Origin of the sequence: Arthrobacter sp. JSM 101049, from assembly GCF_041679245.1 — a bacterium.
Taxonomy (GTDB): domain Bacteria; phylum Actinomycetota; class Actinomycetes; order Actinomycetales; family Micrococcaceae; genus Arthrobacter_H.
On the sequence record NZ_JBGFFC010000007.1, the window covers coordinates 60269 to 86599 of the forward strand.

The window sequence follows — 26331 nt, forward strand, 5'->3', positions numbered from 1 at the left end:
CAAGCACCAGCGTTGGGTGCTAGACGAATCCGAAGCGGCCGACGTTCGCGCAAACGTCCCTAGGAAGCGCTGACACTTCACGGCCGCTAGCAGAAATGCTGCGCGGCATCATCGGGTCAAGTTGGCTCTACCAACTGGCCCGCTCTGCAGCGGCCTGTCAGCTGCCTTCCGCTCGTTCGTCGTCTCCGGAGCGTCGACGGAACGTCTTTCCGGCAATTTTGTTGGAGAGCTTGTCGGTCGCGGTCTTGGCTCGTCCAAAGGCCTCGTTGCCCAATTGCCTCGCCGCTTCAATTCCCCCCGCCCCTGCCTCGAAGGCCTTGTCCTTCACTTCCATGGCCGCGTCCATCCAGCCTTTGGCTTCCACCGCCTGCCGGTCCTGTTCGATGCCAAGGTGCCCATGGAACTCCAGGACCCCGATCCTGACCTGATTGCTCGAGTCCACTACCGATCGGGACGTCGTCGGGTGCAGCAGTACCCTGTCGTTTGCCCTCCCGGCTGCCTCATCCAGACGGGTCAGCAGTCTCTCGGTGCTGCGTGCGATTAGCTCCAACCGTTTGCTCCGCGCCGATCGCAGTGCAACGCGATGACTCTCCACTTCCTCGGGAGCCGATCGCAGCACGCGGTCCAGTTCAAGCAAGGTGATCGCGTCCTGGAGTTGGAAGCAACGCGCCAAGACAGCCAGCCATTCCTGGACCGCCGACTCTGCTGCCATCGTGGCCTTCGCCAGGTCTCCCATCTTGGAATTGCGTTCCAGCTTCTCCGCCAGCGCCTCGAGTTGGCGCAATGCATAGGACTGGGTCTGATGCACGGTCATCGACGTTGCCTGCACCTTAGACCAGGTGACCTCGGAGACCCATCCCACGTGCTCTCGGATGGCCAGGGCTTCGTCGATGACCGAGCCAACGCCGATCATGTCCGCCAGGACCGCATCCTTCTGCGCCCGCAGTATGCTGTCGACCTTCTCGTCGATGGTGGCGAGGTAGTCGGTGATCTCATCCATGGTCTGCTGCATTGCCAGCTGCGCCATGATCCCCGCCGCACCAGTCAGAAGCCCCGGGTTGGCCGCGAATGACCCCGGTCCCTTGGCAATTTCGAGGATTCCCTTGATCTTGCCGTTCTCCGTCACGACGGCGCGACCGACTCCGGCGTGCGAGCCCTTCATCAACCCGTACTTCTTCACCTGCTCGGCGGACTTCTGGGTCAGCTTCACCCACCGCCCCGAGGCGGCCGCGATTCCCGCGCCAGCGTTGGCGGCTCCCGCAGCAGTCCGCAGAACCGGCTTGAGGCGTTGCAATCCGAGGTCCTTGGAGGGCAACCCCTCCGACGTCAGGAAACGGTCAACGGCGGCCGGGTCCCCGATCACGGCGAGCCCGTCGCCATCGCTGATCAGTTCGATCTCGTCGTCCATGGGCGGCTCCTGTCGTGGGGGCCGAAAGAGCCCGGTGATGGTGCCTTCAGTGTCTCATTTCCCATTACCCGCCCGGACACAACTCGACGCCGGAGCGCACCACCTGCGAAAGTGGGGTGCCCCGGCGTCGTGCAGTTGTTTTTCGGTCCGGTCAGTGCGCGACGATGTGGTGGCGCCGCTCCTCGGTGCTCGGCTTGATGGCCAGCGCCGTGACCACCAGGGCCACGATGCCCGGGATCCAGCTGCTCCACGCCACGCCCATGGTGTCGTAGTAGCTGCCCATCCACGGTGCGGCGATCACCAGCAGCGCGATCAGCGCCTGGATCCACTCGACGGCCGGGATGCCCGGCATCGACAGGTTGACCAGGCCCGCGACGATCAGCAGGATGCCGCCGACGATCATCAACGACATCGACGCCCCCGCCGGTTCGGTCCAGCTGGTGGAGAGGGCAACATACAGGCCGGCGGCTACCGTCACCCAGTCCTGCCAACGTGTCCATTTCTTCATGGCACTTCTCCTGTTCCTTGTCTTCTGGGGTTTCCGCGGTGTCTCCGCGAATGACCCTGACTTCAGGGTGCCCCAGCGGCCACGGCACCACTAGGGTCCAAGGTCCCACCGTCGCGGCACCGGAGCTTCGCTGGCGGCCAGCACGTCCGCCAGCAGGCCAGGAGCGACGGGCTATCATGAACGGATGACTTCTCCAGCCGCAGGTTCGCTCGAAGGGATCGCCGATCGGGAAGCCAGCGGCAGGAATGGTCCCCCAACCGGTCTCAGGGCTCCTGTCATGCTGCGGGGAAGGATCCCCGACCTGCCCCTCCTGACCCGTGCAGGCGAATCACTCGCGTTGCTCAGCGCCCATCCGACCATCACGCTCGGAACCCGGCACGTCGTCCTGGACGGCACGGCCATTTGTGCAGGTCGGGTTCTCACGCGCAATTCCCCGCTCGCAGACGTCATTCCCGCAGCCTTGGTTTCCTCCGGCCTCGATGCCTTGGCCAACTGGTGGGCCGAACACGTGGTGAACCCGTCCTGCCTATTCGTCCTCGACGAAGCAGCCAACGAGGCCGCGTGCCTTCCCGATGCGTTGGGTGGCTCGCTGGTCTTCCTCTACTCGGCTGGTGGCACCGACTTCATCTCAAGCGACATCGTCTCACTGGTGAGCGCGGCGAAGCTGGCCGGTCATTCCCCGCAGAAATCGGTGGATTTCCAGCTGGAGCGCCTGATCGTCGGCAACGGCGGGCTGACACCGGCCAGTTACCAGGATGTACGACGTTTGGATGTCTTTGAATTCTGGAAGGCAACGGCATCCGGAACGCGGGTGTGCGAATACGATCTGGGCGAGCGGGTCCGTTCCGAGGAGGTCCCGTATGTTGACACCTTGAAGCGCGTACGGACAGAAGTCTTGGAATCGGTATCGGCTATCGCCGAGATGCCCAGCGAATTCCGCGTGGCTCATTTGACAGGTGGCTTCGACTCGCGACTGGTGCTCGCGGCCATGGTCGAAGCCGACTGCACCGATCGCTTCAACTTCTTCTGTTCGGGGCCTCCCGGCACGACGGATCGGAAAGTCGCGGACGGCCTGTCAGGGGTCTTCGGTCTGCAACGCTCCCAGAGTGGCGGCCTCTCCGCTGCCCCGACGTCCCACGTGCATGAACGGCTGCTGGAACCCGTGTTCCACAGTGGTGGAATGACCTCGACCGGACCGACGGGTCGCGAACGCGAGACCTCAGTCGTAGCCGCGGGCGGAGGGTACGGCGAGGTCCTTCGGACCTTCTACAGCCCACGGTTCAAGGGCCTCGACCATCAAACCTTCACCGGTGGCGACCTGATGAACCATATGATCCCCTTGGTCGAAGGCCGGGAAAGACTCCACACACCGTTGGTCCGCGAAGGCATCGGCCGGCAACTCGACGTCGAGTGGCGCAAGTTGTCAGCCCGAGGGACGCCGGACGATTTCCTGGGCGATGCCCTGTACTCCCAGATCCGAAACCGCTACCACATCGGGCTGAACTCCATGCTCTGGAGTCGGGTCGGTTCCCGGTTGGACCCCCTGTACTCGGTCACCGCCTACCAACTAGCCCGGTCGCTTCCCTTGGAAAGCCGGGAAACCAACGTCCTGGGGTTCGACCTGATGGATTCACTCGCCGGCAAGCTCACGTCGTATCCGTTCGACAAGAACAGGTTCTCATCGGCCTACGCCTCCATGCGGCGGCTTCCGCGCGAGCGGAAGCTCGCCCCGGCACCAGATCCACGCCAGCCGGTGGCCTTCTCGGCACCGCACAGCGCGATCGACCTGCTGCCGGAGAGCCTTGCAGGACTGCACGTCGACGAGCCACGCGTCACTGCTGCTCAGCGTGAGAAATTCGTCACAGTCGCCAACCGAATCGGCGTCAACTACTGGCAGGTGTCGACTCTTCCAGCTGCCCAGAAGGCCCTGAGGACGACCCTGGACACAGTTGACATGTCGCCGTACGCCGAGTCCTTGAACATCGCGTACCTCGAGCGCCTCTCCCGCGGCACACTGGCCAGACGCCAGGAGATCCGCGACGTCTACTCCGCATTCGGTCTGCTGGCTTGGCTCGCCGCATAGTCCACGCTGTCGACGCCGTGCGGGGTCGCGCCTCGGCAATCCCTGGTCCGGACACCGGGTCGAAGGTCCCTTGCCGGTCCGGTGGAGCGGGTCCATGCTGGGGGCATGAACACGATTGGCCCTCCGGCCCAGGAGGCCCCGACGCCCGGGCCCGGTGATGCGGACGCCGCACGGGAGGCGCCGATCAGCGTGTACATCGTCGACGACCACGAACTGGTCCGGCGCGGGCTGCGCGAACTGCTCGAGGGCGAGGGATTCGACGTCATCGGGGACTCCGGCACCGCCCGGGAGGCACGCCGCCGGATCCCGGCGCTGCGCCCGGACGTCGCAGTGCTCGATGCCCGCCTGCCCGACGGGACCGGGATCGAGGTGTGCCGCGACGTGCGCCAGGTGGACCCGTCGCTGAACTGCCTCATCCTCACCAGCTACGACGACGAGGCCGCCGTGCGCGGTGCGGTCCTGGCCGGCGCGCTGGGCTACGTCCTCAAGCAGATCAAGGGCTCCGAACTGCTCGAGGCGCTGCGTCGGGCGGCCCGCGGCGAATCCCTGTTCACCCCGGGCCTGAAGGCCGGCATCCTGCACGGCCTGGCAAACCCGCAACGCACCGACCCGCGGCTCTCGGCGCTGACGGTGCAGGAACGCCGCGTGCTCGCACTGCTCGGCGAGGGCCTGAGCAACCGGCAGATCGGCACGCGGCTGCACCTGGCCGAGAAGACCGTGAAGAACTACGTCTCCTCGGTGCTGGCCAAGCTCGGCTTCGAACGCCGCACCCAGGCAGCCGTCTACATCTCCCGCCCCGGAACCGGGAACGACGGCGGAACCTGAGTCCCGCCGGTTTCTCACCGGGCGGGGACAGTCCACTGCACGCGCGTGCCGCGCCGGTTGCTGCCCACATGGCAGCTTCCGCCTAGTTCGGCAGCGCGCCGGTCCATGTTCGCCAGGCCGCTGCGCAGGGTCGGCCCGGAGAACCCGCGTCCGTTGTCCTTGACCCGCAAACGCAATTCGTCGTCGTCCACGGTGACGGAGATGCTGATCCGGGTGGCGTGGGCGTGGCGGACCGCGTTGCTCAGCGCCTCCGTGATCACGGCCAGCAGGTTCGCGGTGGTGCGTTCGTCCTCGATGGCGTCCAGCGGTCCGCCCAGACGCAGCCGCGGGGTGAACGGCAGGGGCTCGCAGGCAGCCCGGACCGCCCGGACGATGGCGGTGCCCAGTTGCTCGCGCTCGCCCACGCTGTGGCGCAGCGCGTAGATCGTGTCGCGCAGCTCGCCGATGGTGGCATCGAGTTCGCCGGTGATCTCCTCGGCCCGGGCGCGGCTGGCGGCGTCCTCGAGGTGGCCCGCCAGGGACCGCACTCCCAACCCGGCGGCGAAGAGCCGCTGGATGACGATGTCGTGCAGGTCGCGGGCGATGCGGTCGCGTTCGGCAAAAACGGCCAGTTGTTCGTGCAGCTGCCGGATGTGGGCACGACCGATCGCCTGTTCCACCTGGGCTGCGAGCAGTCCGGCGAGTTGGAGGTCGGCGTCGGCGAAGCCCCCGTCGCCCGGGGGGCGTGCCAGGACCAGGAGGCGATCCCGCCCGGCATCCTGCCCGAGTCCGGCGACCAGAAGCTGGACGTGGGCCAACCAGTCCACCAGCCCGGGACGCGAGGTCAGGACCGTTTCCCCGGCGGCTTCCAGGGCCTCGGCGATGGGGCGGCCGGCGCGGACGCCCACCGGTGCGGGTTCACCTGTTCCGGCGGGATCGGTGCCGAGGGCGGGCGGCGTGGCGAACACCTGGCCGCGCAGCAGGGACGCAGCTCTTCCCGAGGCTCCGGCTACGCGGTGGTGCTGCTCCCCCACGGGCAACAGGACCAGTGCGAGGGCCGCACCGCCGGCTTCGAGTGCGTGACTGGCGATGCTGTCGTAGTCCTCACCATCGGGTTCGGTGTCCCCGAGCAGCCGGCCGACCTCGGCACAGGCACGCAGCCAGCGGCCGAGGTCAGTCTGCCCGCCCACGGCAGCCGTCGCGGTTCATGGCACCTTCGGATCAGTAGTGGCCGGGGTGGCGGCGCTTGGACATCCCGATGAATCCGAAGAGAGCCATGACCAGGCCCACGATCACGCCCAACCAGAGCGGCGTGTGGGCTTCTCCCTGCATAGGGTGATGGCCGAGCAGGGCGAACAGCGCGTACACCACGGCGATGGCGATGCCGAGGGTTAACCAGCCGACACCGGTGTGGTCCTTGTGCTCCTGCGGATCCCGCGCCTCCCGGCGAACCTGCGGTCTCACGGCGATGGCCTTGCGTGCCATAATCTGCTCCTCTCAATCGGTCGGGGCGGGCGGCGCTGGGGGCCACCAGTCCCCGCTGGAGTCATCTGGGTAGCGCCCCGGCCCTGCCGGGGCAACCTCCGTCTTCTTCAACCTACGCCTGACAAGAAGCGATCACAACGCAAGCGCAGACCTTCGATGGTTCGGAATGCCTCCCGGCGTCTTGGGCAGCAGGGGCAGGCGGTCGTACGGTCGGGCACTCCTGCAAGCCAGAACCGCTCGTCTATGCCAGTGGGCACTGGCGACGTGCAGCTCAACACCCCCTCCCGGAGCCCGACTGGTGGGCTGCCCGGATGATGGCCAGGACGGACTGCCCGGACCCTTGCATGGAATCTGCTGCGCGGGCATAGTCGGAAGATGTGGGGAACCAGCCCACACCACCAGCGTCCAACGGAGCAGGCAGGGGAATGACGACCTCACCGGCCGCGGTAAGGCACCGGAAACCGATCCGGGCCGCACATACCGCTGCCAAAACTGCCGCCTGGTGCCCGATCGGTCGCGTTGTTCCGGCCGAGCGGGAAGCCTCCCGCCGACCAACGGCACGCGGACTGGCACCCCCACGGAGTGCGGGGTGACCCCCGGACGCAGGCGATCCCCGGGTCCCCGAGGCAAGGCCGTGCCCGCCGCAGCAGCACATCGTCGCCATTGCCCCTCGCCGCGTCGACGCGTCCCCAGGCGACAGACCATGTCCAGCAACCACTAGGAGGAACATCCCATGGCAACCACAGTCAGCGACTTCGTCATCCAGCGCATCAGGGAATGGGGCGTCAGCCGCGTGTTCGGATTCCCTGGCGATGGGATCGGCGCCTTTGACGGCGCCTTGGGCAAGGCCGACCGGGAAGGGGACGGGCTGGAATACATCCGCCCGACACACGAGGAGATCTGCGCCCTGATGGCCACCGCGCACGCCAAGTTCACCGGGGAGACCGGTGTCTGCGTGGCCACGTCGTCCCCCGGGGCCTTCCACATGCTCAACGGGCTCTACGACGCCCAGATGGACAACCAGCCCGTGGTCGCCATCGTCGGCCAGCAGGGGCTGAATGCGTTCGGCACCTTCGTCCAGCAGGAGAACAACCTGGAACGGACCCTGTCCGACGTCGCCGTCTACGTTCAGACGGTGGTCTCCCCCGAGCAGGCCCAGGCCGTGGTGGACACCGCGTTCCGCACCGCGCGGGTCCGACTGGGTCCGGCCGTGGTCATCCTCCCGCATGACGTCCAGGACATGGAGATGCCCGAATTGACGCCGGAGAACTGGGTTTCTCGCTCCAGCGCCGTGGCCCCCTCCACCGGCGTCGTCCCTCCGCACCGTGAGATCCTCAAGGCCGCGGAAATCATCAACGCCGGCTCCAAGGTCACCTTCCTGGTCGGCCACGGCGCCAACGGGGCGTCCGCGGAAGTCATCAAGGCAGCCGAACTGTGCGGCGCCGGCGTCATCACCGCGTTGCGGGCCAAGCAGGTGGTTTCCTCCGATGTCCCGTACCACACGCAGCAACTCGGCTTGCTGGGGTCGCGTCCCAGCGTGGATCAGATGGATGGCTGCGACACGCTGGTGATGTTGGGGACCAATTACCCCTACGCCCAGTTCCTGCCCAAGACCGGGCAGGCCCGCGCCATCCAGGTGGACCTCAAGCCCGAACAGATGGGTCTGCGCTACCCCACCGAGCTGAACCTATGGGGCGATGTCAAGGAGACGCTGGCCGCCCTCATCCCGCTCCTGGAGGACAAGGCGGACAAGTCCTGGCAGGACGGGGTCGTCGAGTCGATGAAGGAGTGGGAGTCGGAGATGGAGGCCGAGGCCATGCTCTCCTACGACGACGGGGTGAACCCGCGTCGGGTCTACCACGAGCTGAACAAGCGCCTTCCACCGCGCGCCATCGTGACGGCGGACGCCGGCTCGACGGCTGACTGGTACGGCCACCACATCCGCCTGCGCGAGGGCATGCTGGGAGACCTCTCCGGACGACTGGCCACGATGCTGGCGGCCATGCCCTACGCCACGGCCGCGAAATTCGCGCACTCCGACCGGACGGTGGTCTGCACCATCGGTGACGGCGCCTTCCAGATGCTGGGGATGAACGAGCTCATCACCGTCAAGAAGTACATGCAGAAGTGGGAGAACCCGCAGCTGATCATCATGGTCCAGCACAACGACGACCTCACACAGGTCTCCTGGGAAATGCGGACCGAGGATGGCAACCCCCTCTGGACCGAGTCGCAGGACGTCGAGTCGATCGACTACGCCGGCTACGCCGAACTCCTGGGATTCACCGGCATCCGCGTGGAGAAGGACGAGGACGTGGCCGGCGCGTGGGACGCCGCCTTCGCCAACCGCGGCGTCACCCTGATCGACGCCCGCACCAGCAAGAACGTCCCACCGCTGCCCCCACGGGTCGCGCTCGACATCGCCAAGAAAACCGGTCTGGCCCTACTGAAGGGTGATCCCGACGAAGCGGGGGTCATCAAAGACACCGCTAAGGCCGTGGCCACCGAGGCCGTTGAACGGGTGAAGGGGAAACTGCATCTGGGCGGTGACGACGACCAGAAGTAGCCCCATCGGAATGCAGGGATGCGGCTCGTGGTGGACGCTTCGCATATGCGCATCTCTGCGGCCTGCGGCGTGCTGCCCGCTGCCTGCTGCCTGCTGCCCACACAGAGGCAGGAGACGGTCCTCCTTCCTGACGCGGGAGAGTCCTCGACGTCAGTCGGCCGGCCCTCGTACCGCCTCAACCGATCGGGTCTGCACGGCGACGGCCTGCACCGCGGCCACCACGGCCCGGGCCGCCGTCGTCAGCTGGACCTCGGTCGCCTCGGTGGTGAAGCTCAACCGCACTGCGGTGAGCGCGACGTCGGGTTCGTACCCCATGGCGAGCAGCACGGGCGAGGGGTCGGTGGAGCCGGCGGCGCAGGCCGATCCCGAGGAGCAGACGATCCCGCGGCGTTCGAGTTCAAGCAGCACCGCCTCCCCGTGGGTTCCCGGGAAGGCGAAGGAAACGATGCCCGGCACCCGGTGCACCGGATCACCGGTCAACAGTGCCGCCGTCGTGCCTTGTCCTGCCGTCGTGCCTTGTCCTGCCGCGGGATTGCCTGGCGCGGGGTTGTCGGGATCAGGGTTTCCCGGGGCAGGATTCAGGCCGGACAATACGGTGTCGATCAGGTAGTCGGACCGGCGGCGGGCGGCCCCGACGTCCCGGGCGCCACCGGCCGCCAGGCGCAGGGCTGTGGCGGTGGAGACGGCGCCTGCGACGTTCTCGGTGCCGGAGCGCCGTCCGCGTTCCTGCCCGCCGCCGTGCAGCAGCGGTTCCAGGGCCAGGCGGCCGCGGATCATGGCCAGTCCGGCACCCTTCATCCCGCCGAGCTTGTGCCCGGAGATGGACAGGGCGTCGACGTGCGAGGCCAGCTCGGCCACGTCCAGCCAGCCGGCGGACTGGACGGCATCGGTGTGCACCAGGGCGCCGACGGTGCGGGCCGCGGCGGCGATCCCGGCGACCGGCTGGATGGTGCCGACCTCGTTGTTCACCGCCATGACCGACACCAGCGTGGTGTCCGGGCGGAGCAGCGCGGCCACCTCGTCCGGGTCGACGCGGCCGCCGCGGTCCACGGGGACGACGTCGACGGTGAAGCCGTGGTGGCGGGCGAGGTAGTCGCAGGCCTCGCGGACGGAGGAGTGCTCGACGGCGGAGCGGACCAGGTGCCGGCCGCGGGGGTTGGCCAGGGCCAGGCCGATGAGGGCGAGGTTGTTGGCCTCGGTGCCGCCGGAGGTGAAGACGATGTCGCCGGTGCGCACGCGCAAGGTGGAAGCGGCGGTGGTGCGGGCGTAGTCCAGGGCGCGGGCAGCGGTCTCCCCGGGCCCGTGGTGGCTGGAGGGGTTGCCGAAGTCGCGGGCCATGAGCGGCCAGACCAGTTCGAGGATCTCCTGCTTGACCGGGGTCGTGGCGGCGGCGTCGAGGTAGATCACCGCTGCCCACCCGTCCCGGTGCGCCCGCCGACGCGGGTCCGGCCGTCGGTGATCCGCACGTCGAGCCCCAGGTCCAGGGCGCGGACCGAGTGCGTCAGGGATCCGGAGGAGATGACGTCCACGCCGGTGGCGGCGATGTCGGCCACGGTGTCCAGCCGGACGTTGCCCGAGGCCTCCACCAGGGCGGCGCCGGCGACGCGGCGCACGCCCGCCGCCAGGTCGGCCAGGGAGAAGTTGTCCAGCATGATGGTGTCGACCCCGGCGGCCAGGACGGCGTCGAGCTGGTCGAGCGAGTCGATCTCCACCTCGAAGTGCACGGTGTGGCCGAGCCGGGCGCGGGCGGCGCGCAGGGCGCGGGTCAGCTCGTCGCCGGTGCCGAGCAGGGCCAGGTGGTTGTCCTTGGCCATGACGGCTTCGGAGAGCGTGCCGCGGTGGTTGTGCCCACCGCCGCAGCGCACGGCGTAGCGTTCCAGGGCGCGCAGGCCCGGGGTGGTCTTGCGGGTGTCGGCGATCCGGGTACCCGTGCCCGCAGCGGCGTCGACGAAGGCGCGGGTGGCCGTGGCGATCCCGGAGAGGCGCTGGAGCAGGTTCAGCCCGACGCGCTCGCCGGCCAGCACGGACCGGGCGGGCCCGGTCACCGTGGCGAGCACGTCGCCGGCGGCGAAGCCCTGGCCATCGGCGAGCGCGGAGGTCACGGTTGCGGCCGGGTCGGTCAACACCATGGCCGCCTCGAAGACGGCGAGCCCGCACAGGATCCCCGGCTCGCGGGCGATCACGTCAGCCGTGGCGGTCGCGTCGGCGGGGATCAGCACGTTGCCGGTCAGGTCGCCCGTGGGGTTGTCCTCGGCGAGCGCTGCCTCGACGATGTCGCGGATGACGCGGGGCGGGACGGGCAGCGGGTCGACGGCGAGCGCGGCGTGGTCGGCCGCCTGGGTATGGGCGTCCGGCATGTGATCGGACAGGGTCTGGGTGGTCATCTCGGTCCTCATCGGTGGGTGCCCCCCGTCAGGAGCAGGTCGGCAGGCCGGGCCGCGGAAGTAGTGGCGGTATCAGCAGTGTCGGTCGTAGCGGTCTCAGTCGTGGCGGTCCGGGTACCGGAACGGACGAAGCCGACGCGGCCTCCCGGCTCCCCGGTGCTGTCCACCGGTGCGTCCAGCCGGTAGTGCGCGCCGATCGACCCGGCCCGGGCCAGCGCGGCCTCGGCGATGAGGCGTCCGACCGTGGTGAGGTTGCGCAGTTCGGCATCGGCGCGGGTCAGCGGCTGTTCCCCCGCGGTGGCCTGCAGAGCCCCGGCGAGCGCGGAGGCGGCGAGGGCCAGCCCCTCCCCGGTGCGTTCGACACCCAGGTGCGCGGTGGCCAGTTCACGTACGGCCTCCAGCGTCAGCGGGACGCCGGGACGGTTGTTCCGCACCTCTCCGGTCGGGTCGCCCGCGGCAGGCGCCCGGTCCATCAATTCGAATACGTGTTCTAATGCTGGTGTTCCGCCCGGGGATGCCTCCCCGGCAAGGAGAGCATCGTCGTCGTGCAGGGTGCTGGCGGCGCGGAAGCCGTGGACGAGCGCCTCGAGCAGGGAGTTCGAGGCGAGCCGGTTGGCCCCGTGGGTGCCGGTGCACGCGGTTTCCCCGGCGACGCGCAGCCCGGGAACGGTGGTGCGCCCGCACGCGTCGGCGGACACCCCGCCCATCCAGTAGTGCTGGGCCGGGGCGACGGGGACCGGCGCGGTGGCCAGGTCCATGCCGTCGCGGGCCAGTCGTGCGGTGATGGCAGGGAAGCGGCGGGCCAGGAACCCGGCGCCGCGTTCGGCCTCCACGGCGCGGGCGTCGAGGTAGGCCCCACCCCCGGTGGCGCGGAGGCGGTGGATGGCGCGGGCGACGACATCGCGCGGGGCCAGTTCGGCGTCCGGGTGCACGGCCGGCATGAAGCGCCGCCCGTCCCCGTCGACGAGCACCGCCCCTTCCCCGCGGACGGCCTCGGAGACCATGAAGCGCCCGGCCGGCACGAGCGTGGGGTGGAACTGCACGAACTCGGCGTCGGCCACCACGGCCCCGGCGCGCCAGGCCAACGCCGCCCCGTCGGCGGTGGCGCCGGCGGGGTTGGTGGTCCACGTGTACAGGGAGCCAATGCCCCCGGTAGCCAGGAGCACGACGTCGGCACGCAGGCGGGTGCGCGGGCCGCTGTCCCCGCTGAGGTACTCGAGCCCGGTGACGCGTCCGGCCCGCCGGTTGCCCTGCTGGCTTTCCCCCGGGCCGTTCTGGCAACGCTCTTGGTCGCCGTCGTGGCCCCCCTCCTGCACCAGGTCGGTGACGAAGGCGTGCTCGCGGATGTCCAGTCGCCCCGTGGCTTCGAGCCGGCGGACGACGGCGATGAGCGCGGAGGCGACGACGCGTCCGGTGGCGTCCCCGCCGGCGTGGACGATCCGCGCGTGCGCGTGGGCCGCCTCCAGCCCGAGGGCCGGGCTGTCCCCGGCGGCGGTGCCGGCGGTGCTGGTCGTGTCCTGGTCGAACGCGGTCCCGAGCTCGGCGAGGCGTTCGATGTGCCCCCAGGCGGAGGTGCAGACGTCGCGCACCGCGGCCACGTGGTTCAGCCGGGCCCCGGCGACGAGCGTGTCCTCGATGTGGCTGGCCACCGAATCCCCGGCGGCGATGCCGGCGGGGCCGACCCCGGAGATCCCGCCCTGGGCGTACCAGCTGTTCGAGTCCTCCAGCGCGTCCTTGGTCAGCAGGGTGACGTGGTGTCCGTGCTCGACGGCGGTGATCGCCGCATACAGCCCGGCGACCCCGGACCCGACGACGGCCAGCTCACGGGCGGCGGGGCGCAGGCCGACGCCACTCACGGCCGGGCCGCCAGCATCCGTTCCAGCGCCACCTTCGCGGGGGCGGCGTCGCGCTCGGGCACGGAGATCTGGTTGACCACGCGCCCGGCGACCAGTTCCTCCAGCACCCACGCGAGGTAGCCGGGGTGGATGCGGTACATCGTCGAGCAGGGGCAGATCACCGGGTCCAGGCAGAAGATGGTGTGCTGCGGGTACTGGGCGGCAAGCCGGTTGACCATGTTGATCTCGGTGCCGATGGCGAACGTCGTCGGCTCGGTGGCGGCGGCGATGGCCTTCTGGATGAAGTCGGTCGACCCGGCCGAGTCGGCGGCGTCGACGACCTCCATCGGGCATTCGGGGTGCACGATCACGTTCACGCCCGGGTAGTCGGCGCGGGCCTTGTCGATCTGCGCGGTGGTGAACCGGCGGTGCACGGAGCAGAACCCGTGCCAGAGGATGACCTTCGCGTCGGCGAGCGCCTCGGCGGTGTTCCCGCCCAGTGGCTTGCGCGGGGACCACATGGGCATCTGCTCCAGGGGGATGCCCATGGCCTTGGCGGTGTTGCGGCCCAGGTGCTGGTCGGGGAAGAACAGCACCCGCTGCCCGCGCTCGAACGCCCACTGAAGCACGGTCGCCGCATTGGACGACGTGCACACGATCCCGCCGTGGCGCCCCACGAAGGACTTCAGCGCGGCCGACGAGTTCATGTAGGTCACCGGGATCACCGGCACGCGCCCCGCGGCGTCGGCCCCCTCCCCGTACAGCTCGACCAGCTGCTCCCAGCACTCCTCGACGGAGGACTCATCGGCCATGTCGGCCATCGAGCAGCCGGCGGCCAGGTTGGGCAGGATGACCGCCTGGTTGTCCTGCGAGAGGATGTCGGCGGTCTCGGCCATGAAGTGCACCCCGCAGAAGACGATGTATTCGGCCTCGTCGCGGCTCTGGGCGGCGTTGGCCAGTTGGAAGGAGTCGCCCACGAAGTCGGCGTACTGCACCACCTCGTCGCGCTGGTAGAAGTGCCCGAGCACCACCACGCGCTCGCCGAGCGTCTCCTTCGCCGCGCGGATCCGCCCGTCCAGCTCGGCATCCGTGGCCAGCCGGTACTCCTCGGGGATCACACCCTGTTGCGGAGTCGTGGCCGGGGCGACGTCGTCCATCGAGGACCCCGGCCCGTACGACGGCAGCCCGGTGTCCAGGTCCCACGGGGACTTCACCAGGTCGGTGGTGCAGACCCCGTCGGCGGTCGCGCCGGCCGGCGTTTCCCCGACCGGGGCGAGGGTGAGGCGGGTGATGGTGTTGCTGACACTGGTCATGATGTCTTCCGTTGTTCTTCCGTGGGGGGAGTTGGGGTCTGCGGCAATGCTGCTCGGGTGTGGCTACGTGCTGTCGGCGGGAACCGTGCTGGCTGGATCCGGTACGACGGCGGTGTCCCCCGTGTACCGGTAGAGGCGCGGTGGGCGGTGCTTGCCTCCGAGCAGGTACTCGTCGGTCGGTTCGATGTCGGCGGTGCCGCGCAGGTGGCGGCGGAAGTTCGCGGCATCGAGCCGGCGGTCCAGGACGGCCTCGTAGACCTCCTGCACCTGCGCCAGGGTGAAGCGCTCGCCGAGGAACCGATGGGCGATCGATCCGTATTCGACCTTGTTGCCCAACCGCCACAGGGCGTAGCTGACGATCTCGGCGTGGTCGAAGGCCAGCGCGTCGAGCACCGCCTCGTCGCGGGCCGGGAACCACGCGACGTTCGGGTCCTCGATCAGCCGGGCGGCCTCCGGGTGCTCCTCGCGGACCAGCGCCCAATAGACGATCGAGACGACGCGCTGGGACGGCGAGCGGTCGAGCCCGCCGAAGGCGTAGAGCTGTTCCAGATGGCTGGGCGCCAGGCCGGTGGTGGCCCGCAGGTTGGCGGCTGCGGCGTCCTGCAGCGTCTGGCGGGCGGCCAGCGGGCCGCCGGGCAACGCCCACTGGCCGCGGAACGGCTGGCGGGTCCGCCGGACCAGCGGCAGCCACAAAGATTTGCGGCCGGTCGGCTGCCCGCCGACCAACTCGTCGCGCAGCGAGAAGATCACGGTGGACACGGCCAGTTCGGGGCTCATGGCCTGGCGCTCGGAGACGTTGGCGAACTCCATGGCGACTCCTTCCGACCGGACGAACTAGTTATTGTCACTTCGACAAGAACTAATACTACTCCGGTGCCCGGTCCGATTCCAAGCATGTGTCGGACAGGATCCGTCATGAGTGAACCGGCGCAGTACTACAAGAGGATTTCAAGCGCCGTCCGGATGCGAGACTGCGTCACTGGAAATTCAGCTGCCACGCGCATCAACGACGCGGGAGAGTTTCCGCGTATGCGCACCCAGCGGCGCAGTGCTTCGTAGGCCACGTCGCTTCCCTCCCGGTGCATGAGGCGAAAGACGTCCACGATCGTCCGCTCGGCCGAATAGACGGCCACCTCGATACCGGAATGGACCTCTATTCGTTCCTTTCCCACATCGAACGTCGTGGCGCTGAAGCCATGCCAAAAAACGTGCTCAAAGCCAGCAGGTGGCCGCACGCCTCGGGGAAGGGCAATATCGCTGCCCCTCGGGATCTCATCACTGAGGTCATGATGCACCAGCGCGCTCGTCAGGCACATCGTCGCCTCGGGCCGCAAGAGGGTTGCCGCAGCCAACGATTCCCAGGCGGGATCGAGCAGGAAGGGCTCGACATACACTCCACGGCCGATCCGCTCGATGTCGCCCGCTGCCACCCGTCCATACACCTGGTCTTTGCGCACCCCTGCTTCGATCGCGCCTTGGAGTGTGAACACTGGTCCGAGCTCCGCGGGTGTCATGGAAATCTCCTCAACGTCTACACCAGCACGTTACCTGTTAGCAGTTAGGAAGTCGCTAGGTCTCGAAAATCCGTTTATCCCGCGGCCGCCTCGTCGTCGAGCATCGCATCCTCGATCCGCACGCCGCGGAACGGGGACGCAGCCAGCAGCACCATCCCCAGCGCCACGAACGCGGCGGCCACCCACAGGGCGACCGCGACCCCGGCACCGGTCGCGATCCATCCACCGAGCGGCGCGCCGAGCACGATCATCCCGCGGTTGGCCGAGCGCCGCACGGAGCTCATCCGGGCGATCATCGTCTCCGGTGTCAGGGCCTGCCAGAAGCCCATTTCCAGCGGGCTCTCGGCGCCCATCGCCATCCCCCACACCAGTTGCGCCGCTCCGAGGCACGCGACGAGCAGCACCGGCCCCGCCCCGGCGTCGTGCATCCACGGCAGCAACGCGGCAACCCCGGCCAGCAGCGCCACGGACACGGCTTCGGCGCCCCGGGCCACGATGATGACCCGGCCGGTCCCCCAGCGCTCTCCGCAGCGATCCGACACGCTGGTGCCCACCACGGCCCCCACCCCGGCGCAGCTGAGCACGACCCCGAGCGCGACCGCGCCCAAGCCGGCATCGTGCAGCACCAGCACCGGCAGCACGGTCCCCAGCATGGCCGAGCCGATGAACCAGACGTGGGTGCCCCACGCCAGCGGACCCAGGTACCGGTGGCCGTAAATCCAGCGCAGCGATTCACCGATCCGAATGGAGAGCTTCCGCCGTCCGCCCACCTGTTCCGGAGCACGACGGCGGGGCAAGCTGGCGATGGTGGCACCGGAGAGCAGGAAGGTCGCGGCGTCGAGCAGCAGCGCGAACGGCGCGGTGAGCAGGGCCACGAGCCCGCCGGCCACGGCGCCGCCGACGGTTTGGGCCACGGTGTCGCTCTGCTGCAGCCGCGCATTGGCCCGCACCAGCAATGGGCGCGGAACCAGCTGCGGGACGAACGATTGGTAGGCCGCGTCCCCAAGCATCGAGAGCAGCCCGAACGCGAAGATCGCGGCAGCCACCAGCGGCACGGTGAGCCACCCGGCCACGCCACCGACGCAGAGCAGCGCCAACAGGATGCCGCGCCCGAGATCGGCGGTGACCAGGACCGTCTTGCGGCTGAAGTGGTCCACCCAGATCCCGGCGACCAGGCCGAAGAGCAGGTACGGCGCCCAGCGAGCGGCGCTCACCCAGCCCTGGTCCTGTGCGGTCCCACCCAGGGCGACCAGGACGAGGACGGCGAGCGCGACGGAGGTGATGTAGGTACCGAAGTCGGAGATCGTGGAGGCGGCCCAGAAGCGCACATAGGTCGCGTTGTGCCGCAGTTCGCCCGCCCCGCGCTTGGCACCCATGGGTTCGAGCGTAGTGCACCGGTTGCATGCACTCCGAGGCCGATGTCCGGGAGGTGGCGGCACTGCAGGACCGGGTCCGGCGTGGGCGCCCAAGCGAACTTCTACCCGCGGACCGTAGGCAACCCACCGGCCGCTCTGTATGCTCCTGCCATGGCCTCACCGATGATCTACGTCAGCTTTCCCGGAAACGCACGTGAAGCCCTCGGTTTCTATGAGGAAATCTTTGGCGGGAAGCTCTCCCTCTTCACGAACAAGGAATTCGGGAACGACGACGGTCCACCCGAGGCGATCGCCCACGGCGAGCTCCAGGGCATCGTGACCCTCGCCGGCTCGGATATGTCGTCGGGCGACAAGAGCGTGAAGTTCGAGGGCCTGATGTTGTCGCTGCTGGGAACCGCCGAGCCGCCGGTGCTCCACCAATGGTTCGACCAGCTCGCCGACGGCGGCGAGGTCGTCGACCCCCTGGCCCCCAAACCGTGGGGCGCTTCCGACGGCCAGGTCGTCGACCGTTATGGTCTGCACTGGCTCATCGGCTACGAGCCCGCCTCCTGACGGGCCCTATCGCTCCACGCACAATGGGAGACGCATATGAAGGCGCTCTTTCTCACGGCCGATCTCGGCGGGAACGTCCCACCAACGGTGGCTGTCGCCACGGCCTTGTCCCCACGCGACTGCGATGTCGAGATCGCAGGACTCCCCGCAGGCCGGACTGCACTGCGGCAACTCCCGTTCGGTCCAGCGATGGCAATCAACCCGAAGGAGCACGTCCGTGGCCTCCACGAGCTCGGCTCCCTGGCGCGGCTCATGGCAGGTCGCTCCACCTCCAGGGCTGTTGGAGCACTCATCGCACGGCAGCATCCTGATGTGGTGGTCGTGGACTGCATGCTCCCGGCGGTACTTCACGGCGCGTTGGCGGCCGGTGTCCCCTCTGTGGTTCTCTTCCACACTTTCGGGGAATTTTGGAGCCGGTTCGATCGCAGCCCGATGGCGCCCCCACGCTCGTGGGCCTGCGGCCCAGCCGGCTCTGGTCGCGGGCGAAGGCCCGCCTGCTGCTGACCGACCGGGATCTTGACCCGGGCAGCAATCACACGGCCTTGGGTGGCTTTAGTTGGACCGGAACCACCGAAATCGGAGTCGAGCCCGCGGCCCGCAGCGACCGTCCCCGTGTACTGGTCGCCCTCAGTAGCTCGGCCTTTCCAGGAATGCTGCCCATCTATCGACGCATCGTCGCGGCGCTGGCCGACCTGCCAATTGATGCCACCGTCACCACGGGCGGCGTGGACTTCGGCGGTCGGCTCATCGGGGCTCCGAACGTCGAGATCCGGGGTTACGTCCCCCACCACGAGCTCCTACCGGCCGTCGATCTGGTCATCGGACATGGTGGACACTCGACGACTCTCAAGGTCCTGGCCCACAGCGTCCCCTTGCTGGTCCTGCCGATCAATCCCACGGCCGACCAGCACCTCATCGGAAAAGCCCTCCAGGGTGCCGGGTTGGGACGATGTTTGCCGCGGTCCGCAACCCCTGCCGCAATCCGGGAGGCGGCAACTGCGATCCTCGACGATCACCGGCTGCACGAGCGTGCCGCCTCAACGGGCCGTCGCCTGCGCTCACTACCACCCGGGGCAGAGGTCGCCGCCGATCAGGTTCTGGAGGTCATGAATCGAGGCAGCTAGGTCGGACCAAAAGGTGGTCCCGGGGGCTGCTGCCCACATCGACCTCAGTTGAAGCACGACGGCCGGGTTGACCCGTCACATGGCACTCAACTCCAGAACGGCAACGTCGCGTTCTCGCCGCCATGGTCACCAAGTCGTCGCGAGTACCGGCCCAAGTCATTCCCGATCTACGGGAATCGGATTTCCACTATCCCCACACCTTTGGTTGCCGCCGCTGGTCGTTTCTGGAGGGACTGCCCGGAAGGTATGGCGCTGGCCCGACACGCCCGTGGTGTTCACCGCTGCGACGCCGGCGCAGCTGAGCACGACCCCGAGCGCGACCGCGCCCAAGCCGGCGTCGTGCAACACCAGCACCGGCAGCACGGTCCCCAGCATGGCCGAGCCGATGAACCAGACGTGGGTGCCCCACGCCAGCGGGCCCAGATACCGGTGGCCGTAAATCCAGCGCAGCGATTCACCGATCCGAATGGAGAGCTTCCGCCGTCCGCCCACCTGTTCCGGAGTACGACGGCGGGGCAGGCTGGCGATGGTGGCACCGGAGAGCAGGAAGGTCGCGGCGTCGAGCAGCAGCGCGAACGGCGCGGTGAGCAGGGCCACGAGCCCGCCGGCCACGGCACCGCCGACGGTCTGCGCAACGGTGTCACTCTGCTGCAGCCGGGCATTGGCCCGCACCAGCAATGGGCGCGAAACCAGCTGCGGGATGAACGACTGGTAGGCGGCGTCCCCGAGCATCGAGAGCATCCCGAACGCGAAGATCACGGCGACCACGCCGGGCAGCGTCAGCCACCACGCAGAGCGCCGCGAGCAGCACCCCGCGGCCCAGGTCCGCGGCAACCAACACGGTGCGCCGGCTGAACCGGTCGACCCAGATTCCGGCGACCAAACCGAACAGCAGGTAGGGCGCCCATCGTGCGGCGCTAACCAGGCCTTGGTCCTGGGCGGTCCCGTTGAGGGTGACCAGAACCAGGACGGCGAGCGCGACGGAGGTGATGCAGGTGCCGAAGTCGGAAACCGTCGATGCCGCCCAGAACCGGACGAAGGGCACATTGCGCCGCAGTTCGCCGGCCGCACGCGTGGCTCCCATGGCATAAAGCGTATTGGAATGACGCACTACGAACAGGTTGGACACCACTCCCGAATGTTACTTTCCGGCTGACCTTAAGTTTCAGCGGATATCAAGTTCGGGATCGAAGCCGCTTATGGCGCATCTTGGGGCCTCGACGCGACCAAGAATCCCTCGAGTTCCATCAGGGCAATCCCGCCGTACCTAAATTTTGCGAGCGGCCTATAGGCTCGCGACCATGACCACCCATACGCCAAGTTGCGGTTCTGACTGTAACCATAAAGAATCCTCTCCAACCTCCCCAGCCACGGAGCCGGAAGCAGCCAAGGGCGAAGGAAGAACCGACCTGCGTAGGCTTCTCTGGAAAGACCTCATTGCCCCATTGATCGCAGCTCTGCTGGTCGGCATCTTATCCCTTCAAATCCAGGCGGGATTAGATGACCGGCGATCAGACCAAGATGACCGCCGCGAAAATGTCCGGTTCGTTCGGGACAGGTCGAGTGAACAAGTCTTGGACCGCCCTTTTCGTTCCATCGATTTGAAGGGTCAACTTATGCCTGGTTTGAAGTTGAATAAGGCCGACTTTCAAGGTGCGAATTTAAGTGGAGCCAATTTAGAAAAAACTGATCTCTCAGATGCGGATTTCTTGGACGCGGACCTGACGGGAGCAAAATTTTTTCTAGCCCAACTCGACTCTGCCGATTTCCGAGACGCGGATCTTGTCGGCGCCGATTTTCGATTTGCGGACCTGACTGATGCGGACCTTAGAAGTACTGACCTATCTGGAGCGGACCTCTGGGCTGTGACGCTCTTCGGTGCGCATCTCAGCAGTACGAAAGGCTTGCCCGCAGACATAGATTCACGATCCTGTTACGACGAGAATACAAGCTGGCCCGACGGGTACATTCCCAAAAGCCCCGAAAGGCCACTAACTCTGCTCCGCGGTCATTGGGTCTGTGCCCCTGGCTAGGAGTTTCTGTCGAAAAGTCCAAGTCCGTCGAGCCAGCTAGACGCCGTCGCGGAAGGGCCGCGCCTGCGGTGATAGAAGCCGCCGCCACGTCATCGACGGGTCAGTACCGAGCTCTAGGAAACTGTGGGCGCAAGTCGAGAAACGCTCTGAGTCCGCATCAAGCCACCAGAGCAAACGGAGCCAGTCCAGCGCCACGGTGTCGATGATGCACGCTTTACGCGCCACCGTAGTCGCCCATCGCGTTGAACGGTCCGTGCATGTTCTGTAAGGCCTCCGCGGCTGAGGCCCGGTCCACGCCCCTAATAGGATTCTCGTGAATGGTCTGACAGAAGTTTGGTGGGTTGGTTCCGAGTGGGACCGACTTGAGCGGTATGGACGGTTCGGTTAGCTCGCCACCCCCTCGTGGGGTGTTCGCATATGACGATCCAGAGAGCTTCAAGGCGCTGTCCGGCTCGATCGACACCGACCACGCGATGACACCGTTCCCTGACCAACTAAGATCGGTCGTATGAGTCACCTTGCGTCACCCGAATCCCCCATCCTATCTTGGCAAGTGCCGCTTGTGGGCGGAGAATCGCTTCAAATCGACGCCGTTTCGGGTGAAGCCATCACAATCGTTGGAGCAAATGGGGCTGGAAAGTCGGCGCTTGCAACTTGGATGGCTGCACAGATCCCAAGTGATAAACGCCGACGTGTGCTTGCGCAGAGGAGAATTTGGTTTCAATATTCAGGCCCAAATATCAGCGCTTCCGGACGCGAAAATCTCACACGCAATATGGACCATTGGGACGCTTCCGCAGAATCTCGTTTCCTAGATCATGCCGACGGACAGCGTGCTGATATTGCGCTGTTTGACTTGCTAGGAAAAATTGCGGCCGAAGATCACCGGATCGCTGAACTTTCGCAGACAGATCGCCGGTCTCCGGAGGATATCGACGCGATAGTAGGCGCACGTCTGTTTGCCGTACTTAACTCTGTGCTCGAGCGAGCAGGGCTCGTCATCCAAGTTAAGACTACCGATAGGCAGACATTCGCCGCCGTTCACCGGGATCTTGGTAACGAGTACCCAATCGCTCAGATGTCAGACGGCGAGCGCAGCGCGCTACTTCTCGCGGCAGAAGTATTGGTCGCATCAGATAGCTGCGTAATTGTGCTGGACGAGCCCGAACGGCACCTTCATCGCTCTATTTCTGCAGGCCTAATCGAGGCACTAATCGACGCGCGAACAGACTGCTCGTTCGTTGTCCTGACGCACGATCTCGATCTCGCAGTAGGCCTGAGCGCTCGGCCAGGCAAGGTGTTTTCCACATTGGGTGTGGAATGGACGGGGAACAACCCCGCCCAATGGAACCTTGAAGCGATCACCACAGACGCACCACTCACTGAAGCCGCCCGCCGAGGCATACTTGGCGGACGCAGGCGCGTTCTGTTCGTCGAAGGAACCAATGGGAGTCTCGACAGCGCCCTTTATAGCGTCCTGTTTCCCACTTGGACCCTCGCTGCTAGTGGTAGCTGCGAGTGGGTCATTCGTAGTGTCGAAGGGGTCAGAACTACACAGGGCCATCACTGGGTGCAAGCGGCTGGAATAGTTGACGGCGATGGCCGCTCAGTAGAAGAACGTGAAGCGCTGATAGCCAAGGGCGTTCATCCGCTTGCAGTGAGCGAGATTGAGAGCCTCTACTACCTACCAGCAGTTCTATCCACAGTGGCAGCCAAACTTACCGCTGTTGACGGTGAAGATACTGAAGAACGCGTGTGCGCAGCCAAGGCAGCGGGACTATCTGCTTTAGCCGAAAATAACGGCTTGGAACGCATCGCCAAGAAACTGGCCACGGACGAAGTCACGCGCACACTCGTTGCCGCTGCCACTTCCGAGGTGACCGATTCCGTGATTCAAATCAAATTGACGTCTCCGTACGCGCGTATCAAGAACAAGATAGACGAACTCCACGCGGCAAATGATTACGAGAGCCTGATCCGTATTGCTTCAATTCGCGACTCTGCCTTTCGCAACAAAGTGGCGAAGGCGCTTGGCGTGGATCGCATCGACCGCTATCAGAAAGCAGCAGCCGTCGCGATCGCGGAAAGTCCTGAGCTTTTGATTACTCTACGCCGTGAAGTTGCGGACCAGCTCATTGATGCCGACGTCCGCTGACAACTCTCACCCCAGCACTCTCCAGCCCACGAAGCGCGTCCAAGATGACTGGTACGGGCTGGGATTATAGTTGTCTGCGCCTAGCTGGGTCATGGAAAGCTCGTCGATTAGTATTGCCGGTCGTCATTCGCCGCTCTTGGCCGCAGCCCGCGCCAACGGCAGCAGCCGCAGCGGGAGCGGCGAGTTCAGCACCACCAGCGAGGAGCTGCGGAGAACCGTCCGTGTGGCAATGATTGCGTCCAGCACGCGCTGCAAGTCATCATTGGACTCGGCCACCACGCACGCCATCAGATCGCTCTCCCCCGAGACCGTATGGAGTTCAAGAACCTCGGGTACTTCCGACAGCGCCGCGGCTACGCCGTCGTGCCCGGCGTCCTGGTCGATGACCAGCGAACAATACGCCCGCACCGGGTAACCCAGCCCCTCGGCCGAGAGGTGCGGCCCCCAGCCGGTCACCACGCCCTCGCGGGTCATCTTGTCGAGCCGTGACTGCACGGTCGCCCGGGCGACGCCGAGGACGCGTGATGCCTCCAAAACCGACATCCGCGGGTCCGAGGAGAACGCGTCCAGGATCCTGGCGTCCAGTTCGTCGATCTTCATGCCGTCCTCAATGCCTAACAGTTTGTATGGTGCTATGTCGTTCAGCATAGACACAATGTGCAGATTGCAGCACCCTTCAGCGGTAGATTGCGCAGATTCCGACGGGTAACTACCGTCACACCTAGACGATCCATCCGAACTACTGGGAGCCGAACATGACCGAAGCACCCCGGCTTGAGCCACACCCGGAGGCGTTGTCCGCCGACGAGCTGGTTGAGCTGTACCGACTGATGACGAAGGTCCGCCACCTGGACACCTCGGCCATCGCCTGGCAGCGCCAGGGCATCCTGCCCGGCTACGCGCCGATGCAGGGGCAGGAGGCAGCACAGGTCGGCAGCGTCCGCGCCATGGACATGGACCGTGACTTCGTCTTCCCGACCTACCGCGAAATGGGCGCCGCCCTGGCAGCCGGCGTGGACATGCCCGAATTCATGGCGACCCACAAGGCCACCTGGAACGGCGGCCTGTACGACGCGACGAAGTACCGGTTCACCCCGATCCAGACAGTGATCGCCGGCTCGGCGCTGCACGCCGTCGGCTGGGGCCACGGCCAGCGGCTCGACGCGATCCGCGAAGGCCGGCCGGAAACCGATTTGCCGACCGCACTGATCTTCCTCGGCGACGGAGCCTCTTCGCAGGGCGACATCCACGAGGCGATGAACTTCGCCGGCATCTTCAAGACTCCTGTCGTGTTCTTCGTGCAGAACAACGGCTGGGCCATCTCCGTCCCGACCGAGCAGCAGGTGGCCGGCGGCTCCGTCGCCGCCCGCGGGGCCGGCTACGGCATCCCCGCCATCCAGCTGGACGGCAACGACGTCGAGGCGGTGGTCCGCGGGACCCGAGCCGCCGTGGAGCACGCCCGCTCCGGCCAGGGCCCGGCGATCGTCGAGGCGATGACCTACCGTCGCGGACCGCACTCCACCTCGGACGATCCGGGCCGCTACCGCACGCTCGAGGACGAACGCCGCGACGCCGGCGCCGACCCGATCGAGTCGCTGCGCGACCGGCTGCTCGCCGACGGCACGCTGGATGCCGCAGCCGTGGAGTCCATCCAGGGCGAGGCCGCCGACTTCGAGGAAGCCACCCGTCTGGCCGTCCAGGCCCAGGGCCCGCGCCCGGGAGCCGAGATGTTCGAGTACGTCTACCAGGAGCAGACCGCTGCCCTGAAGCAGCAGGCCACCCAGTGGCGGGAGGAGTCCGAGCATGTCTAACCTGAGCGCAACGATCGAATCCACGGGGAACGCCCCGACCAGCGAGGACGCCATGGACACCGTGACCCGCACCGGCAGCGAGACGCTGTCGATGAACAAGGCCATCAACGCGGCCCTGGCCGACGTGCTGGCCGAGAACCCCCGCGCCCTGGTGCTTGGCGAGGACGTCGGCCAGCTCGGCGGCGTCTTCCGCATCACCGACGGCCTGCAGAAGCGATTCGGCGCCGAGCGCGTCTTCGACACCCCGCTGGCCGAATCGGGCATCCTCGGCATGTCTGCAGGCCTGGCCATGGCCGGCTACCACCCGATCCCCGAGGTGCAGTTCGACGGGTTCACCTATCCGGCCATCAACCAGATCGTCACCCAGATCGCCCGGATGAACTTCCGCACCCGCGGGGCCCTGCCGATGCCGATCACCCTGCGCATCCCCAGCTTTGGCGGCATCCAATCCCCCGAGCTGCACTCCGAGTCGCTGGAGTACATCTTCGCCCACGTCGCGGGCCTCAAGGTCGTCTCCCCGTCCAGCCCGCACCAGGCGTACCACCTGATGCGCCACGCGGCGACTCGGCCGGACCCGGTGGTCTTCATGGAGCCGAAGTCCCGCTACTGGCAGAAGGACACCGTCGACTTCGATGAGCCGGGCACCCTGGAGGGCTCCGTCGTCGTGCGCCCCGGCAAGCACCTGACCCTGGTGGCGTGGGGCGGCATGGTCGCCCGCTGCCTGCAGGTGGCCGAGCTGGCCGCCGAGGACGGCATCGACGTCGAGGTGCTGGACCTGCGCTGGCTCAAGCCCATCGATGCCGCAGGCTTGGCGGCGTCCGTGTCCAAGACGCGCCGTGCCGTCGTCGTGCATGAGGCCCCGAAGTCCGCGGGCCTCGGCGCCGAGGTCGCCCAGACCATCACCGAGGCCTGCTTCGGTACGCTGAAGGCACCGGTCGAGCGGGTGACGGGCTTCGATGTGCCGTTCCCCTCCGGTAGCCTCGAGGCAGAGTACCTGCCGAACATCGACCGCATTCTCTTCGGGATTCAACGAGTATTGGAGTACCGCCGTGGCTGAACTGTCCTTTCCCCTTCCGGACCTCGGTGAGGGCCTGATCGACGCCACCGTGCTCGAATGGCTCGTCGCCCCCGGTGACCAGGTCGAGCGCAACCAGCCGCTCGTCGAGGTCGAGACCACCAAGAGCTCGCTCGACCTGCCCTCCCCGCAGGCCGGCAAGGTCCTGCGCGTCAACGGCGAACCGGGCGAGACCATCAACGTGGGAGATGAGCTGATCGTCTTCGAGGTCGCCGATGACAGCGCCGGGATCGTCGGCACCGTGCCGCAGGAGACCGCCCCGAAGCGCCGCGTGCGCCTCTCCGCCAACCTGGACGACGACTAAC

At 67.1% G+C, this 26331-nt stretch carries 24 protein-coding genes; 10 read left to right on the plus strand and 14 right to left on the minus strand.

The window, feature by feature from the left end:
• Positions 1-157: 157 nt before the first annotated feature.
• Positions 158-1408: a hypothetical protein gene (locus AB8M85_RS15380; RefSeq protein ID WP_372699715.1), complete on the minus strand. Its 1251-nt coding sequence runs from the start codon at positions 1406-1408 to the stop codon at positions 158-160.
• Between the two features lie 151 nt (positions 1409-1559).
• The gene (locus tag AB8M85_RS15385) at positions 1560-1916 is read right to left on the minus strand and encodes an SPW repeat protein (protein WP_372699716.1); all 357 of its coding nucleotides are present in this window, start codon (positions 1914-1916) and stop codon (positions 1560-1562) included.
• Between the two features lie 184 nt (positions 1917-2100).
• On the opposite strand from AB8M85_RS15385, the gene AB8M85_RS15390 reads away from it, so the two are divergent.
• Both AB8M85_RS15390 and AB8M85_RS15395 read left to right on the plus strand, forming a co-directional pair.
• Positions 2101-3999, plus strand: a complete 1899-nt coding sequence (locus AB8M85_RS15390) for a hypothetical protein (protein ID WP_372699717.1) — start codon at positions 2101-2103, stop codon at positions 3997-3999.
• A 105-nt stretch (positions 4000-4104) separates the two neighbouring features.
• Positions 4105-4824: a response regulator gene (locus AB8M85_RS15395; protein WP_372699718.1), complete on the plus strand. Its 720-nt coding sequence runs from the start codon at positions 4105-4107 to the stop codon at positions 4822-4824.
• 14 nt (positions 4825-4838) lie between these two features.
• On the opposite strand, the gene AB8M85_RS15400 is transcribed toward AB8M85_RS15395, so the two are convergent.
• Together AB8M85_RS15400 and AB8M85_RS15405 are read right to left on the minus strand one after the other, a co-directional pair.
• Entirely contained in the window at positions 4839-5993 is a 1155-nt protein-coding gene (locus tag AB8M85_RS15400; RefSeq protein ID WP_372699719.1) for a sensor histidine kinase, read from the minus strand.
• A gap of 31 nt (positions 5994-6024) precedes the next feature.
• Positions 6025-6288: a hypothetical protein gene (locus AB8M85_RS15405; protein WP_372699720.1), complete on the minus strand. Its 264-nt coding sequence runs from the start codon at positions 6286-6288 to the stop codon at positions 6025-6027.
• A 733-nt stretch (positions 6289-7021) separates the two neighbouring features.
• Here AB8M85_RS15405 and AB8M85_RS15410 point away from each other — a divergent pair.
• Positions 7022-8854, plus strand: coding sequence for a thiamine pyrophosphate-requiring protein (locus tag AB8M85_RS15410; RefSeq protein WP_372699721.1), 1833 nt, complete (start codon positions 7022-7024; stop codon positions 8852-8854).
• Positions 8855-9004: 150 nt separating this feature from the next.
• Here AB8M85_RS15410 and AB8M85_RS15415 read toward each other — a convergent pair whose 3' ends face one another.
• The 7 genes from AB8M85_RS15415 to AB8M85_RS15445 all read right to left on the minus strand — a co-directional run bounded on the left by AB8M85_RS15415 (position 9005) and on the right by AB8M85_RS15445 (position 17276).
• On the minus strand, positions 9005-10261 hold the full coding sequence (locus tag AB8M85_RS15415; protein WP_372699722.1) for a cysteine desulfurase family protein: 1257 nt from the start codon (positions 10259-10261) through the stop codon (positions 9005-9007).
• Entirely contained in the window at positions 10258-11211 is a 954-nt protein-coding gene (gene nadC / locus AB8M85_RS15420; RefSeq protein ID WP_372699754.1) for a carboxylating nicotinate-nucleotide diphosphorylase, read from the minus strand. Before nadC ends, AB8M85_RS15415 begins: the two co-directional genes overlap by 4 nt.
• A gap of 35 nt (positions 11212-11246) precedes the next feature.
• Entirely contained in the window at positions 11247-13094 is a 1848-nt protein-coding gene (locus tag AB8M85_RS15425) for an L-aspartate oxidase (protein WP_372699723.1), read from the minus strand.
• Positions 13091-14386: a quinolinate synthase NadA gene (gene nadA / locus AB8M85_RS15430; protein WP_372699724.1), complete on the minus strand. Its 1296-nt coding sequence runs from the start codon at positions 14384-14386 to the stop codon at positions 13091-13093. The genes AB8M85_RS15425 and nadA overlap by 4 nt, the downstream gene beginning before the upstream one ends.
• 63 nt (positions 14387-14449) lie before the next feature.
• Positions 14450-15196 carry an NUDIX domain-containing protein gene (locus AB8M85_RS15435; RefSeq protein ID WP_372699725.1) on the minus strand — a complete coding sequence of 249 codons (747 nt, stop codon included), beginning with the start codon at positions 15194-15196 and terminating at the stop codon, positions 14450-14452.
• Between the two features lie 125 nt (positions 15197-15321).
• The gene (locus tag AB8M85_RS15440) at positions 15322-15900 is read right to left on the minus strand and encodes a hypothetical protein (RefSeq protein ID WP_372699726.1); all 579 of its coding nucleotides are present in this window, start codon (positions 15898-15900) and stop codon (positions 15322-15324) included.
• Positions 15901-15974: 74 nt separating this feature from the next.
• Positions 15975-17276: an MFS transporter gene (locus AB8M85_RS15445; RefSeq protein WP_372699727.1), complete on the minus strand. Its 1302-nt coding sequence runs from the start codon at positions 17274-17276 to the stop codon at positions 15975-15977.
• Positions 17277-17426: 150 nt separating this feature from the next.
• Between AB8M85_RS15445 and AB8M85_RS15450 the strand changes: the two genes are divergently transcribed.
• Both AB8M85_RS15450 and AB8M85_RS15455 read left to right on the plus strand, forming a co-directional pair.
• The gene (locus AB8M85_RS15450; protein ID WP_372699728.1) at positions 17427-17828 is read left to right on the plus strand and encodes a VOC family protein; all 402 of its coding nucleotides are present in this window, start codon (positions 17427-17429) and stop codon (positions 17826-17828) included.
• Between the two features lie 449 nt (positions 17829-18277).
• The gene (locus AB8M85_RS15455) at positions 18278-18952 is read left to right on the plus strand and encodes a glycosyltransferase (protein ID WP_372699729.1); all 675 of its coding nucleotides are present in this window, start codon (positions 18278-18280) and stop codon (positions 18950-18952) included.
• A 156-nt stretch (positions 18953-19108) separates the two neighbouring features.
• Here AB8M85_RS15455 and AB8M85_RS15460 read toward each other — a convergent pair whose 3' ends face one another.
• Both AB8M85_RS15460 and AB8M85_RS15465 read right to left on the minus strand, forming a co-directional pair.
• Positions 19109-19711, minus strand: coding sequence for an MFS transporter (locus AB8M85_RS15460; protein WP_372699755.1), 603 nt, complete (start codon positions 19709-19711; stop codon positions 19109-19111).
• Positions 19593-20084, minus strand: a complete 492-nt coding sequence (locus AB8M85_RS15465; RefSeq protein ID WP_372699730.1) for an MFS transporter — start codon at positions 20082-20084, stop codon at positions 19593-19595. Before AB8M85_RS15465 ends, AB8M85_RS15460 begins: the two co-directional genes overlap by 119 nt.
• 169 nt (positions 20085-20253) lie before the next feature.
• Here AB8M85_RS15465 and AB8M85_RS15470 point away from each other — a divergent pair, with 169 nt between their 5' ends.
• Together AB8M85_RS15470 and AB8M85_RS15475 are read left to right on the plus strand one after the other, a co-directional pair.
• Positions 20254-20985: a pentapeptide repeat-containing protein gene (locus AB8M85_RS15470; protein WP_372699731.1), complete on the plus strand. Its 732-nt coding sequence runs from the start codon at positions 20254-20256 to the stop codon at positions 20983-20985.
• A gap of 508 nt (positions 20986-21493) precedes the next feature.
• Positions 21494-23140 carry an AAA family ATPase gene (locus tag AB8M85_RS15475; RefSeq protein ID WP_372699732.1) on the plus strand — a complete coding sequence of 549 codons (1647 nt, stop codon included), beginning with the start codon at positions 21494-21496 and terminating at the stop codon, positions 23138-23140.
• A 123-nt stretch (positions 23141-23263) separates the two neighbouring features.
• Here the strand turns inward: AB8M85_RS15475 and AB8M85_RS15480 are convergent, their stop codons facing one another.
• Positions 23264-23740 carry an Lrp/AsnC family transcriptional regulator gene (locus AB8M85_RS15480; protein ID WP_372699733.1) on the minus strand — a complete coding sequence of 159 codons (477 nt, stop codon included), beginning with the start codon at positions 23738-23740 and terminating at the stop codon, positions 23264-23266.
• Positions 23741-23895: 155 nt separating this feature from the next.
• Between AB8M85_RS15480 and AB8M85_RS15485 the strand changes: the two genes are divergently transcribed.
• Genes AB8M85_RS15485 through AB8M85_RS15495 form a run of 3 tightly spaced genes read left to right on the plus strand, consistent with a single transcriptional unit; the run spans position 23896 to position 26330 of the window.
• Complete coding sequence (locus tag AB8M85_RS15485) at positions 23896-24951, plus strand: thiamine pyrophosphate-dependent enzyme (protein WP_372699734.1); 1056 nt, start codon at positions 23896-23898, stop codon at positions 24949-24951.
• A gap of 52 nt (positions 24952-25003) precedes the next feature.
• Positions 25004-26008: an alpha-ketoacid dehydrogenase subunit beta gene (locus AB8M85_RS15490; protein WP_372699756.1), complete on the plus strand. Its 1005-nt coding sequence runs from the start codon at positions 25004-25006 to the stop codon at positions 26006-26008.
• The gene (locus AB8M85_RS15495; protein WP_372699735.1) at positions 26001-26330 is read left to right on the plus strand and encodes a biotin/lipoyl-containing protein; all 330 of its coding nucleotides are present in this window, start codon (positions 26001-26003) and stop codon (positions 26328-26330) included. Before AB8M85_RS15490 ends, AB8M85_RS15495 begins: the two co-directional genes overlap by 8 nt.
• The last annotated feature ends 1 nt before the right edge of the window (position 26331 follow it).

Coding starts and splice junctions, on each gene's coding strand:
- AB8M85_RS15485 (WP_372699734.1), top strand. CDS start 23,896: ATGACCGAAGCACCCCGGCTTGAGCCACACCCGGAGGCGTTGTCCGCC.
- AB8M85_RS15480 (WP_372699733.1), bottom strand. CDS start 23,740: ATGAAGATCGACGAACTGGACGCCAGGATCCTGGACGCGTTCTCCTCG.
- AB8M85_RS15385 (WP_372699716.1), bottom strand. CDS start 1,916: ATGAAGAAATGGACACGTTGGCAGGACTGGGTGACGGTAGCCGCCGGC.
- AB8M85_RS15445 (WP_372699727.1), bottom strand. CDS start 17,276: ATGGGTGCCAAGCGCGGGGCGGGCGAACTGCGGCACAACGCGACCTAT.
- AB8M85_RS15440 (WP_372699726.1), bottom strand. CDS start 15,900: ATGACACCCGCGGAGCTCGGACCAGTGTTCACACTCCAAGGCGCGATC.
- AB8M85_RS15390 (WP_372699717.1), top strand. CDS start 2,101: ATGACTTCTCCAGCCGCAGGTTCGCTCGAAGGGATCGCCGATCGGGAA.
- AB8M85_RS15475 (WP_372699732.1), top strand. CDS start 21,494: ATGAGTCACCTTGCGTCACCCGAATCCCCCATCCTATCTTGGCAAGTG.
- nadC (WP_372699754.1), bottom strand. CDS start 11,211: ATGCCGGACGCCCATACCCAGGCGGCCGACCACGCCGCGCTCGCCGTC.
- nadA (WP_372699724.1), bottom strand. CDS start 14,386: ATGACCAGTGTCAGCAACACCATCACCCGCCTCACCCTCGCCCCGGTC.
- AB8M85_RS15470 (WP_372699731.1), top strand. CDS start 20,254: ATGACCACCCATACGCCAAGTTGCGGTTCTGACTGTAACCATAAAGAA.
- AB8M85_RS15435 (WP_372699725.1), bottom strand. CDS start 15,196: ATGGAGTTCGCCAACGTCTCCGAGCGCCAGGCCATGAGCCCCGAACTG.
- AB8M85_RS15450 (WP_372699728.1), top strand. CDS start 17,427: ATGGCCTCACCGATGATCTACGTCAGCTTTCCCGGAAACGCACGTGAA.
- AB8M85_RS15380 (WP_372699715.1), bottom strand. CDS start 1,408: ATGGACGACGAGATCGAACTGATCAGCGATGGCGACGGGCTCGCCGTG.
- AB8M85_RS15410 (WP_372699721.1), top strand. CDS start 7,022: ATGGCAACCACAGTCAGCGACTTCGTCATCCAGCGCATCAGGGAATGG.
- AB8M85_RS15490 (WP_372699756.1), top strand. CDS start 25,004: ATGGACACCGTGACCCGCACCGGCAGCGAGACGCTGTCGATGAACAAG.
- AB8M85_RS15405 (WP_372699720.1), bottom strand. CDS start 6,288: ATGGCACGCAAGGCCATCGCCGTGAGACCGCAGGTTCGCCGGGAGGCG.
- AB8M85_RS15395 (WP_372699718.1), top strand. CDS start 4,105: ATGAACACGATTGGCCCTCCGGCCCAGGAGGCCCCGACGCCCGGGCCC.